The sequence below is a fragment of the Rhodoferax sp. ZS1R8 genome (assembly GCF_056521325.1).
Genome location: NZ_JBWMBA010000002.1, coordinates 605,696 through 622,036 on the forward strand (window position 1 = coordinate 605,696; position 16,341 = coordinate 622,036).

17 protein-coding genes are annotated in these 16,341 nt (G+C 59.3%); 9 read left to right on the forward strand and 8 right to left on the reverse strand.

Annotated features, from left to right (window positions below; all coding sequences use genetic code 11):
- Positions 1 to 67 precede the first annotated feature (67 nt).
- Complete coding sequence (locus AC097P_RS08825) at positions 68 to 811, reverse strand: substrate-binding periplasmic protein (RefSeq protein WP_479610021.1); 744 nt, start codon at positions 809 to 811, stop codon at positions 68 to 70.
- 95 nt (positions 812 to 906) lie between these two features.
- Here AC097P_RS08825 and AC097P_RS08830 point away from each other — a divergent pair, with 95 nt between their 5' ends.
- Together AC097P_RS08830 and AC097P_RS08835 are read left to right on the forward strand one after the other, a co-directional pair.
- Positions 907 to 1,830 carry a histone deacetylase family protein gene (locus AC097P_RS08830; RefSeq protein WP_479610022.1) on the forward strand — a complete coding sequence of 308 codons (924 nt, stop codon included), beginning with the start codon at positions 907 to 909 and terminating at the stop codon, positions 1,828 to 1,830.
- Between the two features lie 147 nt (positions 1,831 to 1,977).
- Entirely contained in the window at positions 1,978 to 3,189 is a 1,212-nt protein-coding gene (locus AC097P_RS08835; RefSeq protein WP_479610023.1) for an MFS transporter, read from the forward strand.
- A 52-nt stretch (positions 3,190 to 3,241) separates the two neighbouring features.
- Here the strand turns inward: AC097P_RS08835 and AC097P_RS08840 are convergent, their stop codons facing one another.
- The 3 genes from AC097P_RS08840 to AC097P_RS08850 all read right to left on the reverse strand — a co-directional run bounded on the left by AC097P_RS08840 (position 3,242) and on the right by AC097P_RS08850 (position 5,797).
- Positions 3,242 to 3,649, reverse strand: a complete 408-nt coding sequence (locus tag AC097P_RS08840; protein ID WP_479610024.1) for a hypothetical protein — start codon at positions 3,647 to 3,649, stop codon at positions 3,242 to 3,244.
- Entirely contained in the window at positions 3,649 to 5,187 is a 1,539-nt protein-coding gene (locus tag AC097P_RS08845; protein ID WP_479610025.1) for a S41 family peptidase, read from the reverse strand. Before AC097P_RS08845 ends, AC097P_RS08840 begins: the two co-directional genes overlap by 1 nt.
- Before the next feature lie 100 nt (positions 5,188 to 5,287).
- Positions 5,288 to 5,797 carry a TlpA family protein disulfide reductase gene (locus AC097P_RS08850; protein ID WP_479610026.1) on the reverse strand — a complete coding sequence of 170 codons (510 nt, stop codon included), beginning with the start codon at positions 5,795 to 5,797 and terminating at the stop codon, positions 5,288 to 5,290.
- A gap of 47 nt (positions 5,798 to 5,844) precedes the next feature.
- Here AC097P_RS08850 and AC097P_RS08855 point away from each other — a divergent pair, with 47 nt between their 5' ends.
- Both AC097P_RS08855 and plsY read left to right on the forward strand, forming a co-directional pair.
- The gene (locus AC097P_RS08855) at positions 5,845 to 6,336 is read left to right on the forward strand and encodes an aminoacyl-tRNA deacylase (protein WP_479610027.1); all 492 of its coding nucleotides are present in this window, start codon (positions 5,845 to 5,847) and stop codon (positions 6,334 to 6,336) included.
- A 34-nt stretch (positions 6,337 to 6,370) separates the two neighbouring features.
- Positions 6,371 to 7,012 carry a glycerol-3-phosphate 1-O-acyltransferase PlsY gene (gene plsY / locus AC097P_RS08860; protein WP_479610028.1) on the forward strand — a complete coding sequence of 214 codons (642 nt, stop codon included), beginning with the start codon at positions 6,371 to 6,373 and terminating at the stop codon, positions 7,010 to 7,012.
- Positions 7,013 to 7,035: 23 nt separating this feature from the next.
- Here plsY and AC097P_RS08865 read toward each other — a convergent pair whose 3' ends face one another.
- Genes AC097P_RS08865 through AC097P_RS08875 form a run of 3 tightly spaced genes read right to left on the reverse strand, consistent with a single transcriptional unit; the run spans position 7,036 to position 9,140 of the window.
- Positions 7,036 to 7,995, reverse strand: a complete 960-nt coding sequence (locus AC097P_RS08865; protein ID WP_479610029.1) for an HD-GYP domain-containing protein — start codon at positions 7,993 to 7,995, stop codon at positions 7,036 to 7,038.
- 9 nt (positions 7,996 to 8,004) lie between these two features.
- Positions 8,005 to 8,655 (reverse strand): retropepsin-like aspartic protease family protein, encoded by a 651-nt coding sequence (locus AC097P_RS08870; protein ID WP_479610030.1) that lies wholly within the window; start codon positions 8,653 to 8,655, stop codon positions 8,005 to 8,007.
- Positions 8,655 to 9,140 (reverse strand): YajQ family cyclic di-GMP-binding protein, encoded by a 486-nt coding sequence (locus AC097P_RS08875; protein ID WP_479610031.1) that lies wholly within the window; start codon positions 9,138 to 9,140, stop codon positions 8,655 to 8,657. Before AC097P_RS08875 ends, AC097P_RS08870 begins: the two co-directional genes overlap by 1 nt.
- Before the next feature lie 89 nt (positions 9,141 to 9,229).
- Between AC097P_RS08875 and murB the strand changes: the two genes are divergently transcribed.
- Positions 9,230 to 10,300: a UDP-N-acetylmuramate dehydrogenase gene (gene murB, locus AC097P_RS08880; RefSeq protein ID WP_479610032.1), complete on the forward strand. Its 1,071-nt coding sequence runs from the start codon at positions 9,230 to 9,232 to the stop codon at positions 10,298 to 10,300.
- 16 nt (positions 10,301 to 10,316) lie between these two features.
- On the opposite strand, the gene AC097P_RS08885 is transcribed toward murB, so the two are convergent.
- Positions 10,317 to 10,655 (reverse strand): Mpo1-like protein, encoded by a 339-nt coding sequence (locus tag AC097P_RS08885; RefSeq protein WP_479610033.1) that lies wholly within the window; start codon positions 10,653 to 10,655, stop codon positions 10,317 to 10,319.
- 63 nt (positions 10,656 to 10,718) lie between these two features.
- Here AC097P_RS08885 and AC097P_RS08890 point away from each other — a divergent pair, with 63 nt between their 5' ends.
- The 4 genes from AC097P_RS08890 to AC097P_RS08905 all read left to right on the forward strand — a co-directional run bounded on the left by AC097P_RS08890 (position 10,719) and on the right by AC097P_RS08905 (position 16,338).
- Complete coding sequence (locus AC097P_RS08890) at positions 10,719 to 11,678, forward strand: complex I NDUFA9 subunit family protein (protein ID WP_479610034.1); 960 nt, start codon at positions 10,719 to 10,721, stop codon at positions 11,676 to 11,678.
- Between the two features lie 256 nt (positions 11,679 to 11,934).
- Positions 11,935 to 12,093 (forward strand): hypothetical protein, encoded by a 159-nt coding sequence (locus tag AC097P_RS08895; RefSeq protein WP_479610035.1) that lies wholly within the window; start codon positions 11,935 to 11,937, stop codon positions 12,091 to 12,093.
- Positions 12,094 to 13,025: 932 nt separating this feature from the next.
- The gene (locus AC097P_RS08900) at positions 13,026 to 14,171 is read left to right on the forward strand and encodes a Fic family protein (protein ID WP_479610036.1); all 1,146 of its coding nucleotides are present in this window, start codon (positions 13,026 to 13,028) and stop codon (positions 14,169 to 14,171) included.
- Positions 14,172 to 14,448: 277 nt separating this feature from the next.
- Positions 14,449 to 16,338 (forward strand): DNA methyltransferase, encoded by a 1,890-nt coding sequence (locus AC097P_RS08905; protein WP_479610037.1) that lies wholly within the window; start codon positions 14,449 to 14,451, stop codon positions 16,336 to 16,338.
- Positions 16,339 to 16,341: the final 3 nt, after the last annotated feature.

Consider the following 16,341-nt stretch of genomic DNA (forward strand, 5'->3'; position numbering starts at 1 on the left):
TGAACCGGTGAGGTTAGCCGATTTTGGTAGCGTGGCCCCGCCGTCCAGGGCAGATTGCGGTAGGGTGCTACTTGACCATGCCGTATTTCTTGTAAATCCTGTCGTACGTGCCGTTGGCCTTGATGGCCTCCAGCCCTTTGTTGAATGCACCTATGAGCTCCTGCGCCTTGGGGTTCTGCATACCGGCGGTGACATACAAGGGGTTGACCGACAGAGGAGCCTTTACAAACTCGATCTGCTCCAGTAGCTGTGGTTCTTCTGCAGCAATTGCAGAGCGTGCGACGATTTCGTCCTCGAGCGTCAGGTCAATGCGCTGGCGCACCAACTTCTTGACGTTGGTGATCAAATCTTTGCCGTTCTCGCGCACAAAGCCGGTTGACTGCGTGAACGGGTCCCCATAGCCATAGCCCAACACCGTACCGATGCGTTTGCCGTTGAGGCTATCCAAGCCATGGAAGTCAAATGCATCGCCCTTACGTTTGATGAAACGCAGGTTGCCCACAGCAAAGGGCGTGCTGAACAACAGCACCTTCGCCCGCGCATCGGTGCGCCACGTAAAGGGGAGGATGTCGTACGTGCCATTCTTGACCCCCGATTCGGCCCTTGCCCAAGGCACGTATTCCATGGTTACCTCGTGCCCCTGTGTTTTGTAGGCTGCGCGAATGATCTCCATGCCAAGTCCACCGTCCGGGTTCTTGGGGTCGCCATAGGGCGGGTAGGGGTCGCCTGCGGCGGTGATGGTCATGGCGTGGCTGACAAAGGCCAAGGCCATGGTTAAACACGCGGCGATCAGCCGCACGGGCGCATTCATGTAGTTCTCCAACGGTTTCGCAAACTCTCGCAGCATAGATGGGGGCTGTCAAGCGCCTACCTCTCTAAACGCGCGATCTGCAAGAATCACCCACCATGCAAGCCTTCTACAGCGACCAGTTTGTACTGCCCTTGCCACAGGGTCACCGCTTTCCGATGGCGAAATACCGTATGTTGCGCGAGCAATTGGCCATCCATCTGCCGGCGGTAGGGTGCCATGAAGCGCCCCGCGCCTGCGATGCCGACCTGGCACTGGTCCACAGCGCCGCCTATGTTGATGCCATTGCGCAGGGCACTGCCAGCCCTGCCGTCTTACGTGAAATTGGTTTCCCGTGGAGCGAAGCCATGGCCGAGCGCGCCCGCCGATCCGTGGGCGCCACCGTAGCCGCCGCGCAGGTCGCGCTGGATCAGGGCGTGGCTGCCAACTTGGCCGGTGGCACCCACCACGCCTATGCGGACAAAGGGGGTGGTTTTTGCGTGTTCAACGACGTGGCCGTGGCCAGCCGCGTCGTGCAGTCGCAGTGGGCGCGTGCCAGGGCACCCGGGGCAGATCCCCTGCGCGTAGCCGTCATCGATCTGGACGTGCACCAGGGTAACGGTACAGCGCACATTTTTCAGGGCGACGATACGGTGTTCACACTTTCGCTGCACGGCGACAAGAATTTTCCATTTCGAAAGGAGGCCAGCGACCTGGATGTGCCGCTCCCAGATGGTTGCGCCGACGCAGACTATCTGGCGGCGCTAGATGGCGCGCTGGCTGAACTGGGCCGGCGCTTTACACCTGGGCTTGTGATGTATCTGGCCGGTGCCGACCCTTACGAGGGTGACCGCCTGGGGCGTCTGAAGCTTACGATGCAAGGCTTGCAGGCACGCGATCAGCGTGTATTCGACTGGTGTGCCGTCCGCGGGCTACCAGTGGTGGTGCTGATGGCTGGTGGGTATGGCGTGCGGATTGAGGAGACCGTGGCGGTGCAGATCAATACCTATCGGGTAGCGCTGGAGTATTGGCGGACCCGCTGAGTGAAAGTTTTAGTCAAATCTGCCTCTAGCCCTCGTGCAGCAAGCGTAACCAGCTATGAAGTTTATAGCGTTCCACCGGATACAGTTGGGGTAAATCAGCGCTAATTTTTCACGCTGACGCTTTAGACCCGACTGAATTGGAATCGAATGACGCGAACCCGCAATGAGTACCTTTTGCTTGCCGGAGACGGTTTCTCAGCCTTTGGAACATGGATTGACTTCCTGGCAATCCTGACGCTTGCGGCCTACCAGTTTCACGTCTCCTCGTATGAGATGGCCATAGTCAGTGCCGCCGGACTGTTGCCGGGCATGCTGCTGTCCCCGTACATCGGGCGTTGGTGCGACAGGGGTAGCCCCAGGCGATTGCTGATGGCATCGATTCTGCTGCGGGTAGTGGCCACCGGAGCCATCATTCTTTGCGGTGATTTCATGGTCTTTCTGGGCTTGGTTGCGCTGCGCTCGGTCTTTGCGACGGTCGCGCCACCGGCCATCAACGTGTTGGCCGTACGCTCTGTCGATTCAGACGGGCTTCCCAGGTTCTATTCGCTTCTGAACGTTGTCAACAACTCGGCCAAAGTGCTGGCGCCGGCCATCGGAACCATTTCAAGTTCTTTGTCCAGCGAGCGGGCCGCTCTTGGCCTGTCGCTTGCCTGCTCGGCCGCATCGCTTTGCGTTTTTGCCTTCGTCCGCGCTCAGCCAAATGTGGAAAAAACCCTGGCCGCGCCCGCTCCGTCAGAAAAGGCATCGGCAGGTGGTGTCAACATGGTCCCGTTGCTTTGGGTGGCTACCACCTGCGCCTTCTTCATTTTTATGGTGAACAACCTGTTCCCACTGGTACTGCAGCGGGCTGGCTTCGACAAGGCATTGCTGGGATTGTTGATCAGTTGCTCAGGGGCTGGGAATATTCTGTCGGGGCTGTGGCTGGCCAAGAGGTCTGGCGCAAAAGCGATGCAGGGGCGTATGGGGGAGCTCACGCAACCTGCGATGCTCCAGGCCGCGGGCTTCGGTGCAATCGGCGTTGGGCTGTACGCACAACCCGCGCACTTGGCCGAAATCTTGCCGGTACTGTTCTTCCTGATCGGCACGTGCAGCGCGCGGTATGCCATTGCCTTGAATGTCTATGTTTCAAAGCACTTTGCGAACGCGATTGGCGGCGTGTGGGGAACCCTTCAATCGTGGCAAAACGCGATGATTCTCGTGGCGCCGATGATTGGCTCGGTCATCCTTGATGCGTTGGGCGCAGGGTGGCTATTTATATTTTCGACTGGTGCGGCTGCTGTGTCGTTCGCGTTGTTCTATGGCTTGCGCGCGATGGGTATGCGCCCATTGATGAACCCCAGCGCTTCGATACCGGCCTAGCGCGGGGGCTAGTGCAAAGCGGCGTGCATTCAATGCACGCCGTATTCACCAACTACTGAATTGCGACGCAACTGCATGCCGAAAGCGGCGTAGTGCGTGCATCACTCTCACGAACCATGGTGCATAGGCCGTTGCTGAGGGACAAGCGGTAGCTGTCCGCCGAGCCAAGCAGGCGGCCGTTACCAGGCTGCCCCGATGCGTCTGACACCGTGTCCGAGGGGACAATGCTCAGCCGGTCTTCCGTCGCGAACGCGGCGGCGGTTAGCACAACCGGGCCAAGGCCTGGCCGTTGCGCAGCAGTTTCCATTTGCGCCAAGCACTGCGCGCTGGTTTTTTCAGCGACCATGCGGGCCGGAACCGGCGCAGACGGCGCATAGCTTTGGCAAGCGCTCAGCAGCGCGAACAATGGCGCGCAGATGCCGGACACATAGACCGGCCTGCAAAAAATAGGTGAAGTCATCAGCGTTGTGGGCCAGGGCTGAGCAACAGCTTGACGGTTTCGGATGGGTTGCGGTCCATCACGTAGTTCCCTTGCCCCAACTGTTGGACCATATCCTTGGCGGAGGATGCTGCTGCTACAGGGCAGGCCCCTGTGCGCACATAGGTCAGCGCACCGGAGAGCATGCTCTCTGCCGGGTCGCCGCGCTGGCGGGATAGATCGTCTGCCACCGGGCAACTGGCTGCAAAGCCGTCGGCATAGTCACCGAACCCCACCGCATTCACCCCTTTGAATTGCATGGCCGCGTAAGAAATGCCGCAATTGTCCTTGTAGGAAAAGCCGTAGGGCTTGCCGCAAGTCGTGTTGCCGATACGTATGACCTGCATGAATGGGGACAAGCCGTTGATGACGGATTCACTGGCTGAACAGGTACTGCCCGACGTCAGCACAAACACGCGCTTGAGCCCCAGCTGGGGCAGCGATTGGCCCTGCGCAACCGAAAATCCCTGGGTCGTCTGGTGGAAGGTACTGGTCGTGTTGCAGAAAGACAGGGGGTTTTTGTCGTTACAAGTCAGCTTCTCAAAGGTTTTGCCGGCGAGGCTTGCGTCACCAATCATCCACGCAAGTTCGCTGGCAAGGTCCAGATAGCCGCCGCCGTTGTAGCGCAGGTCGAGCACGAGTTCATTGACGCTGGCGTTCTTGAACTGGGTGATGGCATCGACCAACTGCTTCTCCGCACTTACAACACCGAAAGAGTTGAGCACCAGGTAGCCCACCTTGTTGGCCCCCTCCGCGATGACCGTTGAAAGTGCAACCGGGGTAATTGCAACGGTGGGTGACGACGTAATCGTCACCGTGCGCGGTGTGCTTGCGTTGGCAGCCAACAGGCCAAAACGGGTAGTCTTGACGGCCACCGTCGGAACCAGGCCGGCATTGAGCGTGGCGATACCGGCAGGCGTTGTGTCGTTGATGTCCACACCGTCAATGGATGTGATCGTGTCACCGCGCAAAATGCCGCCCAGCTGTGCGGGCGAGCCTTGTTCCACATACAACACACGCACTACACGGGGCACTGAGCCACTGAGGACGGAGCGGCGGAACCCGTATCCGGATGACACACCGGACTGCTGGTTTAACAAATCCGCTGTGGGTGTCGTAAAACTGAACTGGTCAACCAGCTTGCCGGAGGCAGTGGTGTTTTTGGTCTTGAGCGCCCTGAAGTAGGCGTCGAGCGTTTGCAGGACGCTATTGCCGTTGCTCTCCAACGTAAAGCTTGCCGCATTAACTACCGGGACATCTTTGTACCAAAGGTAGGTCTCGTCCATGAAGGAGCGTACCCACGATTTCTCGGTATCGATAGAGCCCTGGCGATCGCTCGTACCGGCGCGCGGCGCGGCGCATTGCTGGGCTAAGGACGATGCAGGAGCAAATACCGTTGCGGGCGGGTCGGTCGGCGTAGGCGCGCCGGCTTGGGCAGGCGCGCCACCCCCGCCACCGCCGCCACAGGCGACCAACAGACCGATAACAGGCAATACGGAGGCAAAAGATTTAATGGACATAAGGTTGCTTTGCAGCAGGCTCGAACGCAAAGCGCCGTAGCAAGGGGCATGCTGCTGGGTTGGTGTTTTTTAAATTCTACCAACCAGGAGACCCGGCCTGCTAGGGCATGAGGTCGGCCACCCCATCCCACGCTTCGGGCGCGAGTCGCCCTTCGTAGCGCGCAACCACTTTGCCCTTGGCATCTACCAGCAGAGTCAGCGGCAGCTTGGGGGGGGCGGCTTTGTTGGCGTCTTGCCGCAGCGCAATCAGGCCCTTGGGCGGCGCCTGGGTCTTGCCAAGGATGCGTTCGTAGGCCAGCCAGTCGTCCACGCTTTTGTCCACGTTGACGGTGACCAGTGCAAACGGCTTGTCGCGCCAGCCGTTCAGGTTCATGCGCAGTTCGGACAGGCTGTCGCGGCACACGGCGCAGGCGGTTGACCAGTAGAAGACGATGGACACTTTGCCGCGGATGCGCTCCGGGTTGAAGGCCTCTCCGCTGGTCGTGGTGGCGCGCAGGTCCAACGCGGGCGGGGGCGTGGCCGCTGTCGTGGAGGCCTGAGCGGACGCAACGCCGCTGGTGCAAAGGGTGGCTACAGCAACCAGGCAGCAAGCAAAGAAGGTGGTGTTCATGCTGCTTGGTCGTGCCAGCGGCCGATTCATTACAGGAAAATACCGCCATGGCCAAAAAAGATCATGTTTCCGAAACCCCCGCTACCCAAATGCTGAAGGCGCACAAGGTTGCCTACACCGAGCACCCCTATGAATATCTGGAGCATGGCGGTGCCCAGCACAGTGCGCAGGTGCTGGGATTTGACCCGTTCAGCGTTGTCAAGACGCTGGTGATGCAGGACCAGGATGCCAAGCCGCTGTTGGTGCTGATGCATGGCAACCGCAAGGTCTCCACCAAAAACCTGGCTCGGCAGATCGGCGCCAAATCGGTGGAGCCGTGTGCCCCAGAGGTGGCCAACCGCCATAGCGGCTACTTGGTGGGCGGCACATCGCCATTTGGCACGCGGCGCGACATGCCGGTGTACATAGAGGAGGGCATTCTGGCCCTGCCCAAAATCTTGATCAACGGTGGCCGCAGGGGCTACCTGGTAGGGATTTCGCCTAGCGTTTGCGTCGAATTATTGGGGGCAAAGCAGGTACAGTGCGCACTGGCTGATTGACAGCCCCGACGAACGTCTTTCAGGAGAACTGGTTTTGGATTCCCTTCGCGCTTTTTACCCGCTGCTGGCGGTTGTTGCCGCCTACCTGGTGGGCTCCCTGTCGTTCGCGGTCATCGTGAGCCGCTCCATGGGCTTGAACGACCCCCGCACCTACGGCAGCAAGAACCCTGGCGCTACCAATGTGCTGCGCTCAGGTAGCAAGGCCGCCGCCATCGTCACGCTGCTGCTGGATGCCCTCAAGGGATGGCTGCCAGTGGTATTGGTCAAATGGTTTGGGGAACCCTATGGCTTGAGCGACGGTACTGTTGCCTTGGTGGGATTGGCGGCTTTTCTGGGCCACCTGTTTCCGGTGTTCTTCCGCTTTGTGGGGGGCAAAGGCGTGGCCACTGCGCTGGGAGTGCTGTTTGGCATCAGCTGGATCTTGGGCCTGGCCACCATAGCCACCTGGTTGATCATTGCCTACTTCTTCCGCTACTCTTCGCTGGCGTCTATCGTTGCGGCCGTGTTTGCGCCGGTGTACTACGTCTTCGGCGCTGATGTTGCCTGGCCGATGGAAAAGAGCATCGTGTTCTCCATCATCGTGATGTCTGCCCTGTTGATCTGGCGCCATGCGGAAAACATTTCGCGCCTGGTCAAGGGGAGTGAATCCAAGCTCGGAAGCAAGAAAAAAGTCTAATCAGGAACGTCGGGGGCTATATGTCACGGGTTCTGCGCCGCAAATGCCCCCAGGCGCAGCATCTGGAAGTGATTGATGCGCGCCCGCACCGCAGATGCCGGTAGCGCGGTCTTGATCTTCGGCCCCTTGCCTGTGGTGCGGTGCAGCCGCGGACTGGGCACAAACTCTCCGTTCGCACTTGCAATGATGGCCACATGCGGATGGTTGTACTCGCCGCTGCGACGCAGCACCAGGGCGGTCTCGGCGTTGTCCAGGCGCACATAGGTGCCGGGCGGGCACAGGCCCACGGCGCGCACCAGCGCATGGCCGATCTCATCCGTTTTGGCCGAAGCATTGGCCATCACCGATCGGGCCGATTCGGTAGCGCTGCGGCCGGCACGCGACATGCGCGGGCTGATCATCGCCGCATAGCGGTCCACCACCTTCAATATGCGGGTAAGCCGTGTGACCGGTGGGGCCGTGCGCAGGTCGGCCTTGTCGATGGCGTCGTCGTGGTGGCCTGACACGATGTCCAGCCACTGCACATCCACCACGCCCAGATTGCCCAGCATCAGCGCTCCCTTGGCTGCGTGCATGCGGATGGCGTCTTGCTGCTCTGGAGTGGGTTTCTCCACCTGCGTGGCCAGAGCATCCTGCATGGCCGTCATGCCGATGTTCATTGTCAGCGCGGCACGCACCAGGCTGTCGCGCTCGGGCTTGGCAATGCCCAGTTCGATGGCGATCAGGTGGCTCAGCACCGCGCATACCAGCGCGTGGGATGCGCTGTAGCCCACCGGCGAATTGCCGGCCAGCTGGAACAGCAGGTACAGGCCGACATCGGGGTCGCGTTGTAGCAACCCTTGCATCCAGCGGTCGTATTGCAGCACGCGGTGGCCAAATTCCTGTGTGCTGGCCGGGCTGCCCAGAATGACACCCAGACCGGATTCCAGGTCCGACCACAGGGCCAGCAGGTCTTCGTATTCGTTTTCGCTCTGGATGCTCACAGTGCGAGTCTAGTAGCGTTTTTCCAGCACCATCTGGTCATTTGCGCGCGTCATCTGGAAGCGGGTCAAAAAACTATTGCCCAGCAGTACGATGTTCATGGAACCGCTGGTCACGGCGGCATCCACGTTGTGCACCACCACATCACCCACGCGCACCGTATTCAATTTGATCAGCCAGCCTTGGGTGATGCCGTTGGCCGTGCTCATCTGGATCGGTTGCCCCGATTTGTATTCAACACCCAGGCGCTGGGCCTCGCCCACGCTCATGGCGACCGATGTAGCCCCGGTATCGACCACCATTTGCGTGGACTTGCCGTTGATTTGGCCCAGTGCGAAGAAATGGCCTCCGTCGCCAGCGCTTAACACGATGCGGTTGCCGCCTGGGCCGCTGCCTCCACCACCACCCACGCTGGCCGGCGCATCGCCCACACGCAGTGTGTGCTGCTTGCCGCCAATTTCCACCACCGCCTGGTCGCCCTGCGTGGAGACGATCTTGACGCCCCTGTAGCTGTCACCCGCCGCCACGGTTTTGGGCGGGGCGCCATCGACGATGACCAGCGCCTTCCCGCCTAGCATGCCCGACAGCCCCACGGTCTGGGCCATCGCCGCCAGCGGACTCAGCAGGCAGCCTAGGGAAAGGACGAGCGGGGCGGCTTTCATCAGTCGCGGAAGTTGTTGAAGCTCAGCGGCAGATCGGCAATCTCTTTGCGGATCAGCGCCATCGCCGCCTGCAGGTCATCGCGCTTGGCGCCGGTGACGCGCACCGCATCGCCCTGTATGGCGGCTTGCACCTTGATCTTGCTGTCCTTGATCAGGCGCTGGATTTTTTTGGACACTTCAGACTCAATGCCGTTGCGCACCTTGATGACGACCTTGACCTTGTCGCCACCCATCTTCTGCACATCGCCCTTGTCCAGAAAGCGCACGTCCACTTCCTGCTTGGTCAGCTTGTTGCGCAGCACGTCTTCGATCTGGTCGAGCTGGAATTCCGCGTCGCCGACCAGCGTGATCTCTTTCTCTTTGAGCGTAATGGCGGCCGACGTTCCCTTGAAGTCAAAGCGCGTCGTGATTTCCTTGGAGGTGTTGTCCACCCCGTTCTTGACCTTGGAGAGTTCTGCTTCGCAGACGGTATCAAATGAAGGCATCTTGGGTTCTATGGTTAAAAGTGAGTTGGTGCGCCAGCCCGCCGGCCCGCCGTGGGCGTGCGCAGGTTCACGGGTGCGACAATCCTGCCATGTTAGTCGAGAAAAACGTCCCACTCCAGCCCTTTAACACCTTCCATATCGTGGCCAAGGCACTAGCCCTGGCGCGTATCACCAGCGAGGCCGATGTGCAGGCCGTGCTGGCCGATCCCGAGTGGACCAACACCCCAAAATTTGTATTGGGCGGCGGCAGCAACATCGTCATCACTGGCGACGTGAAACCCCTGGTGCTGAAGGTCGAGGTCAAAGGCATACGCCTGGTGGGCGAAACGGCCAAGGCCACCATCATCGAAGCCGGCGGCGGCGAGGGTTGGCACGATTTTGTGGCCTGGACGCTGGCCAACGGCTACCCTGGCCTGGAAAACATGGCGCTGATCCCTGGCACCGTGGGCGCATCCCCCGTGCAAAACGTGGGCGCCTACGGCGTGGAGCTGCAAGACCGGTTTGAATCGCTGGACGCCATGGACCTGCAAACCGGCAAGGTGTTCACACTAAATGCCGCCCAGTGCGCATTTGGCTACCGCGATTCAGTCTTCAAACACGGTGGCACCGTGACCAGTGGTGGTCAGCAAACGCTGGGCCTGAAAGACCGTGCGCTGATCCTGCGCGTGCGCTTTGCGCTGCCCAAGGTCTGGAAGCCGGTGCTGGGTTATGCCGATATCGAGAAGAAGATGGCGGAGCATGCCGTCACCGAACCTACGGCGCAGCAGATCTTCGACTGGGTCTGCGCCATCCGCCGCGCCAAGCTGCCCGACCCTGCGGTCATCGGCAATGCCGGCAGCTTCTTCAAAAACCCGCAGGTGTCGCCAGAGCAATGTGCCGACATCATCGCCCGCGAACCCCGGGTGGTGCATTACCACCTGGCCGACGGCTCCATCAAGCTGGCGGCGGGCTGGCTGATTGACTCGTGTGGCTGGAAGGGCAAGAGCGTGGGCCAGGCTGGCGTTTACGAAAAGCAGGCACTGGTGTTGGTGAACCGCGGAGCCGGCGTGGATGGCAATGGCGCCACCGGTGGCGAGGTCATGACGCTGGCCAAGGCCATACAGACAAGCGTTTACGAGCGCTTTGGCATCCTGCTGGAGCCGGAGCCGGTGGTGGTCTGAAAGCCCCGCTCGGGGCCTACAGCACCTTGACCTTGCCCAACCACATGTCCTTGTACATGACCCAGTCGCCCATGAAGCTGTATAGCGGGCGCTTGAAGGACGCGGGCTTGTTCTTCTCAAACCCGAAGTGCCCTATCCAGGCACAGGCGTAACCGCAGAACAGGCCCAGCAGCAGGAATAGCGGCTTGCCGGTGGCGATCATCAAGCCCACACACACCAGACCCAGGCTGGATCCCAGAAAGTGCAGCCTGCGGCAGGCCAGGTTGCTGTGCTCGCCCAAGTAGAAGGGGTAGAACTCGGCGAAGCTGGACATCTGTTGGATGTCGGTCGGCTGTGCAGCGGGGGTTGGATCCATGGTGCTGTCTCCTTGTTATCCCGCCATTGTGATTGGTCTATGGGATCCACGTAAAGTGTGGCCATGCAATCTATTCTGGTATTGGGCGGAACCGGCTTTGTCGGGTCTCAGATTTGTAAACAGCTCGTGCGCCGGGGCTTTAGCGTCACGATTCCCACTCGTCGTGCGGGCAACGCCCGCCACCTCCAACATCTACCAGGCGTAAATGTGGTGGAGCTGGATGTGCACGACGAAGCCGCTTTGGCCCGGGCCGCCCACGGCCATGGGGCCGTGGTCAACCTGATCGCCATCCTGCACGGCAGCGCCACCGCGTTCGACAAGGCACACGTTGTTTTGCCACAGAAGCTGGCACGCGTTTGCCAGGCGCTGGCCGTAAGCAAACTGGTGCATGTGAGCGCGTTGGGCGTGAACGACTCCCAGCCGGACTTAGCCCCTTCGGAATACCTGCGCAGCAAAGGCAGAGGAGAGGCTGTGCTTCGACAGGCTGCGGCCGAGTCAGCCTTGGAGTTGACGGTGCTGCGCCCCAGTGTCATCTTTGGAGCGCAAGACAAATTTCTCAATTTGTTCGCCCGCCTGCAGGCCGTGTTTCCGGTCATGCCGTTGGCGGGCGCCGATGCGCGGTTTCAGCCCGTGTGGGTGGATGATGTGGCTGCGGCCATTGTGTGCAGCCTGCAGCGCAGCGTGGTGCGCCAACCCTCGGGCGCGGCCTTACGCATCGTGGAGGTGTGCGGCCCCGACGTGTTTACCTTGAAAGAGTTGGTGCAAATGGCGGCGCAGTTCAGCGGTGTTAACGGCGGACGTGGGCGACCGGTCATTGCTCTGCCGGATGCGCTGGGCCGCCTGCAAGCCATGCTGATGGAATTTGCGCCCGGCCCCACGCTGATGAGCCGCGACAACCTGAATTCGATGAAGGTGGACAACGTGGCTACCGGATTGGTGCCGGGTTTGCAGGCCTTGGGCATTTCACCCGCGCATTTGGAGCCTATTGCACGGGGGTACTTGCGAAAGACTCCGCGGGCTTAGGCAGCGCCGACCTGATGCGCGAATTCCCGGATGTAAAGGGGTTTTCGGTCCGCAACCTCAAATACATCCGAAAGTGGCACAAATTTTGGCTGTCAACTGCAATTGGGCAACAAGCTGTTGCCCAATTAGCGAAACAGCATGCATCGCAAATCCTGTCCCTCCCATCGGGCCACAATCTGCCTGAAGCCCTGCGCGACTAACTGCCCAGCATTGAGGCGATTGAGTGGGAGTTGGGGCTGGATGGCCGTGACAAGGCATGACCCATGACCTGCGTCAACTGGCCGGGCAAATGGTGCACCTGTTCCGCCAAGCCGTGCGGGTTGCCAACGCAGAAGTGGATGCCATCATTCAGAGTGGCGAGCGCGACACCCAGCGCATTGAGAACAGAACGCCAGTTAAAAGTATTTGGCGATAGAGAGCTGGAGGAATCTTTAGTTATCCGGAAATTCCGGATAACTGCCTCTGACGGAAAGAGCTACGACACCCAGCACTACAGTCTGTCCACCATCTTTGCCGTGGGCAGTTCACCATCAAGGCCTATGTGATGGACGATGACCGCATGCCTAGGCTCTGGATCTCCATCCGACCAAAGACATCGACTAAACCAGTCTAAAAGCGCCGATGAGCTCTGCGCCTACTATGTTTTTGATAGCTTCTCAGTCATATTTCACGGGGCTCCAGGCCAATTTCTCCTAAGCGGTTTCGCCTAGAGACCGAAACAGAGCAGCGCCGCCAGCCGCAACCAAAGCCTGTTTGTGCTGCGCTGGAGCGTGTTTTGAAGTTCCCTAAATTGCAATTTGTCGACACGCCGTGCAATTCATGTCGTCCAGAATGACCTGAATCCAGAACGTGTCGCAAAAACAAGTTTTTTGCACCATGACTGACGCTGCCTCCGCTTGGCTCGCGACATTCAGCATCTGCTGGGCTACACCGAATGGGAGAACTTTCTCAATGTAGTCATTAGGCAAAAATGGCTTGCGAGGTGTCCGGACATAACACTGCAAACCATCTTCCCGACGTCAGGAAAATGGTCGACCTAGGCTCTGGCAGCCAGCGTGAGATCGAAGACATCGTGCTCACGCGTTATGCCTGCTAGACACCTGAACACCCCCTGCTGTACTTGACGGTTCAAACCGAGGGTGACCTTGGCCGTTCCGCAGATACTACATTTTTGATAGCTTCTTAGTCATATTCCACGGGGGCTACAGGCCAATTTCATCTAAGATATCCCGCCAAACCGGCTTGCCAAGCCACCTGCTACTCTACTCAAGCCCGCTTTCATACTAGCGCCAAATATTAAAGAATGCTTTAATGTGATTTAATTGCATTAAAGAAGTCTTTCACACCATGCGCACTACCGGCACCTACTCACCCTCCACCACCATGGGCGAATTGGTGCAGGCATTCGTGCCGCACGCACTGCCGCCCGCCAAGCCCGTGCTGGCGCCCGAAAGCTATGTGGAAGCCAACCGAGTGGCCGAGCTGGCGCTGGCGCGGTTGTCCGGAGTGGCCGGGCTGGTGCCTTCGGTAGATTGGCTGCTCTACAGCGCCATCCGCAAAGAGGCGCTGCTGACCTCGCAGATCGAAGGCACCCAAGCCACGCTGGCAGACCTGTTTGACGAAGAAGCCGGCTTTGCGGTGAGCAACACCGACGACGTTGAAGAGGTCACCAACTACCTGCGCGCCTTCCGGCTGGTGCAATCGCAGCTGCGTGACCCGGCGGGGCTCCCTTTAAGCGTGCGTTTGCTATGCGATGCACACCGGCTGCTGATGGACGGCGTCCGCGGCAACGGCAAGCAGCCGGGCGAGTTGCGCCGCTCGCAAAACTGGATTGGCGGCACCCGGCCTGGCAACGCGGTGTTTGTGCCGCCCCCGCCTGAGCGGGTGCCCGCACTGCTGGCAGACTTAGAGCGCTTCATTCATGACGCAGCGCAGCCCTTGCCGCCGCTGGTGAAGACGGCACTGATCCACCTGCAGTTTGAGACGATCCACCCGTTCCTGGATGGCAATGGCCGTATCGGGCGGCTGCTGATTGCCGCGCTGCTGGAGCATTGGCGCTTGTTGCCCGAGCCCTTGATGTACCTCAGCGGCTACCTGAAGCAACACCAAGCCGAGTATTACCGCCGCTTGTCTAACGTGCGCACGGAGGGTGACTGGGAGGGCTGGGTGGCGTTCTTCCTGGAAGGCTTGGCCGTGGCTGCGCAGAACGCGGAGCGCAACATCGTGGCCATCGCCACGCTGCTGGCCACCGACCGCCGCAGTTTGCTGGCTGCGCCCAAAGCCGGGCCCAGCAGCTACCGCTTGTTTGAGATGTTGCCCATGATGCCGCGCTTCACCATCGACCAAGTGCGCCAGAGGCTGGCCACCACCTTCCCCACCGCCACTGCGGCGGTCAAGGTGCTGGAAGATTTGGGTATCGTTACCGAGCTGACGGGGCAGAAGAAAAACCGCAGCTACAGTTACGCCGCGTACATTTCGTTGCTGGCTGAATAAGAAGTTCGAGGGGAGAGGCAAACATGTTGCTCAAATCAGCCAACGACAAAAGCAAGCGCCTGATCCGTCTGCAAGACCTGCAAAAATCCACCCTGCTACAGGCCCGTCACAATGGCGAGTTGTCCGGTGAATTATTTGATTACTCTTGCTCTCCGTTTCGAAGATGTTGCTTCCGCAATATCAACGTTGCACCCAGCGCAACTAGTAAGCGAGCCCAGCTCAATCTGTGCTTGAAGTTTTACTTGCATTGACGCCCCATTTATTTCAAAACATAAGCATGCAAAACTTATACGAAGATCTTGTAGCTCTGTTAACCACGGACGACCGCCTCGTGGCCGATGGCCACGTGATGAAGAACAAGGTGGTTGAACTGGCGCTGCGGCTGGACGCAGGCCTGTTGCGCCTGGTGCGCTCCCACGAACGGCTGCGCCAGCATTTCTTTGTCGAAGTCGATGGCGTGGTCATCTTCGACAAGGTCAAGTTCCAGCAGTTCGTCAGCAACAAGGCCTTCCTGCCGGACTCCTATACGGCGTTCAAGAACAAGATTGGCTTGATGCACGGGGACCAGTACATGGTCGAGCGTCAGGACGTGGTGCTGTCCTGGCCGTACAAGGACTGTGTTCTGGAAGGGGGCCAGGACCGGGAGGACGCCCAGCGCCAGGAAGTGTTCTGGAACGAGACGCTGGCCCCCGATCAAATTGACCGGCTTCTGACGCCCAAGGTCCTAGTGGGGGCCAAGCGCTACACCAAGGACGGCGTGGCGGACGCCACCAGTCTGTCCAAAGACGACAACCTCATCATCAAGGGTAACAACCTGCTGGCCTTGCATACCTTGATGCCGCTGTACGAAGGTCAGGTGCAACTGGTCTGTATCGACCCGCCGTACAACACCGAAACGGACACCTTCAATTACAACGACCGCTTCAACCACTCAACTTGGTTGACCTTCATGAAAAGTCGGCTAGAAGCGGCCAGACGGATGCTTAACGCAAACGGGGTAATGTTTCTGTTTTGTGACGATTCCGAACATGCGTACCTTCGTGTTTTGTGCGACGGCATCTTTGGTCGTGGCTCCTTCATCACAACCGTGGTGTGGAAGCACAGTGACAACAGCAACAACGATGCCAAGAAGTTTTCAACGGATCACAACTACATCTTGGTCTATGCCAAAAACCCCAAATGGGAAAGCATCAAGGCAGATCGAGGTGAAGAAAACGCCAGCCACTTTTCCAACCCAGACAATGACCCGCGGGGGCCTTGGTTTGATGGCAACCCGGTGAACTCACCCAATCCACGCCCCAATCTTCGCTACACCATTGAGGCACCGAATGGAAACTTCATTCAACCGCCAGCCAACGGATGGCGCTGGGAAAATGACACGCTCATGGAAAAGATGGCCACGGGCGAAATCTTCTTCAACGAAGCCCAGACCAGTATTAAGCGCATCACGTACCTCTGGGAAATGAAGGCCCTGCCACCTTCAACACTTTGGGATGTTGAAGGCGACAACGGCTGGTACGACCTAGATGAGACTGGACACACGCGGCAAGCGAAGTCAGAACAGAAGAAGTTGTATCCAGGCCTGCCAACCAGTTCCCTGTTCAAGACGCCCAAGCCCGAGCGTGTCATCAAGAAGATATTGTCGGTAGCAACCCGAGAAGGCGACCTTGTGGTTGATTTTTTCGCAGGTAGCGGCACCACAGCAGCCGTCGCCCAAAAGATGAAGCGCCGCTTCATTGGTGTGGAACAGATGGACTACATCGACACCTTCACGGTGCCCCGCTTGCAGCGGGTGATGGAGGGGGAGCAAGGCGGTATCTCCAAGGACGTCAAGTGGCAGGGTGGCGGCTCATTTGTGTACGCCGAACTCGCCCAGGCCAACGAGGCCTTTATGCAGCGCATCCAGGTCAGCGCCAGCGAGGACGACCTGGCTATGGTGTGGCAGGACATGCAGCAACGTGCCTTCTTGTCATATCGCGTCGATATGCGCTCCCTCGACCCCAGTACCAGGGAGTGGCAGGCCTTGTCGCTGGACGACAAGAAGCGCCTGCTCATGGAGACACTGGACAAGAACATGCTCTACGTCCCTTTGAGCGAAATAGACGACGAAAGCTGGGGCGTGAGCCAAGCAGAGAAACTACTCAACCGTGGTTTCTTTGGGATGTAAAGA

Bases quoted from the DNA above. Each gene is read 5' to 3' on its own strand.
- AC097P_RS08825 (WP_479610021.1), bottom strand. From the start codon at position 811: ATGAATGCGCCCGTGCGGCTGATCGCCGCGTGTTTAACCATGGCCTTG.
- AC097P_RS08830 (WP_479610022.1), top strand. From the start codon at position 907: ATGCAAGCCTTCTACAGCGACCAGTTTGTACTGCCCTTGCCACAGGGT.
- AC097P_RS08835 (WP_479610023.1), top strand. From the start codon at position 1,978: ATGACGCGAACCCGCAATGAGTACCTTTTGCTTGCCGGAGACGGTTTC.
- AC097P_RS08840 (WP_479610024.1), bottom strand. From the start codon at position 3,649: ATGACTTCACCTATTTTTTGCAGGCCGGTCTATGTGTCCGGCATCTGC.
- AC097P_RS08845 (WP_479610025.1), bottom strand. From the start codon at position 5,187: ATGTCCATTAAATCTTTTGCCTCCGTATTGCCTGTTATCGGTCTGTTG.
- AC097P_RS08850 (WP_479610026.1), bottom strand. From the start codon at position 5,797: ATGAACACCACCTTCTTTGCTTGCTGCCTGGTTGCTGTAGCCACCCTT.
- AC097P_RS08855 (WP_479610027.1), top strand. From the start codon at position 5,845: ATGGCCAAAAAAGATCATGTTTCCGAAACCCCCGCTACCCAAATGCTG.
- AC097P_RS08870 (WP_479610030.1), bottom strand. From the start codon at position 8,655: ATGAAAGCCGCCCCGCTCGTCCTTTCCCTAGGCTGCCTGCTGAGTCCG.
- AC097P_RS08875 (WP_479610031.1), bottom strand. From the start codon at position 9,140: ATGCCTTCATTTGATACCGTCTGCGAAGCAGAACTCTCCAAGGTCAAG.
- murB (WP_479610032.1), top strand. From the start codon at position 9,230: ATGTTAGTCGAGAAAAACGTCCCACTCCAGCCCTTTAACACCTTCCAT.
- AC097P_RS08885 (WP_479610033.1), bottom strand. From the start codon at position 10,655: ATGGATCCAACCCCCGCTGCACAGCCGACCGACATCCAACAGATGTCC.
- AC097P_RS08890 (WP_479610034.1), top strand. From the start codon at position 10,719: ATGCAATCTATTCTGGTATTGGGCGGAACCGGCTTTGTCGGGTCTCAG.
- AC097P_RS08895 (WP_479610035.1), top strand. From the start codon at position 11,935: ATGACCCATGACCTGCGTCAACTGGCCGGGCAAATGGTGCACCTGTTC.
- AC097P_RS08900 (WP_479610036.1), top strand. From the start codon at position 13,026: ATGCGCACTACCGGCACCTACTCACCCTCCACCACCATGGGCGAATTG.
- AC097P_RS08905 (WP_479610037.1), top strand. From the start codon at position 14,449: ATGCAAAACTTATACGAAGATCTTGTAGCTCTGTTAACCACGGACGAC.